This window comes from Mesorhizobium sp. M0601 (genome assembly GCF_040320845.1).
Taxonomy (GTDB): Bacteria; Pseudomonadota; Alphaproteobacteria; order Rhizobiales; family Rhizobiaceae; genus Mesorhizobium.
Map to the genome: position 1 here is coordinate 1 of NZ_JAMYQK010000130.1, position 801 is coordinate 801.

The 801-nt window shown below is 63.7% G+C and carries 1 protein-coding gene; it reads left to right on the plus strand.

Annotated elements, in window-relative coordinates; genetic code table 11:
* Positions 1 to 331: 331 nt before the first annotated feature.
* Positions 332 to 769 (plus strand): curlin, encoded by a 438-nt coding sequence (locus NKI41_RS33215; protein ID WP_352474420.1) that lies wholly within the window; start codon positions 332 to 334, stop codon positions 767 to 769.
* Positions 770 to 801 lie beyond the last annotated feature (32 nt).

Genomic DNA, 801 nt, shown 5'->3' on the forward strand with positions numbered 1-801 from the left:
CCTCTACCCGCTCAAGTCAAAATGGCAGTCGCGCCATCTCAGAACGAGGCGCCCCTCCCGCGAAGCGGGTTCGTGCATGAGGCGCATTGCCGTCCGGCAGCCTGTGGGCCGGAAGCGGCCAACCCCAAGTATAGAAATGTCCAACACCGGCCGCCCTTGGCGAGTGTGCTCCACCCATTGCCCTAGCGAATAGCGGCCTGACCGCCGCAGCCATGACCCGCGCAAGCCCTCCTGAACCCCAGCTGAACGCCGCCTTCAGCCTTAGTTCGAACGGCATCTCCTAAAAAGAAGCCGTTCAACCGCGGTCCCGTCCGCCAAAGGAGACGCTCTCATGATCCGCAATTCTTTCATCGCAACCGCGCTTGCCGCTCTTGTCGGTATCACTGCCGCCGCTCCGGCCATGGCCAATGACGTGCGCATCGAGCAATATGGCTGGTCGAACTCGGCCGGCGGCGCCCAGAACGGCTTCAAAAACCGTATCCGGGTGTATCAGAACGGCCGCTTCAACAAGGTGATCGGCCAGCAGCGCGGCCGCCACAACCTTTCGGCTATCGGCCAGGACGGGGCCGGCAACTACGGCGCCACCTACCAGAACGGCAACCGCAACGTGGCCGGCATCGGCCAGTTCGGCTCCAACCACACCACCATTCTGACCCAGGACGGCAACGGCAACATTGCTGCGGGCGTACAGGTGGGCCACGGCTGCGATGCCAATGTCAGCCAGGGCGGCAGCGGCAATGTCGCAGCTTTCGTCCAGGCCTGCCCATAAACACGGCAACGGCCAGGCGGCCGCGGAAAGAT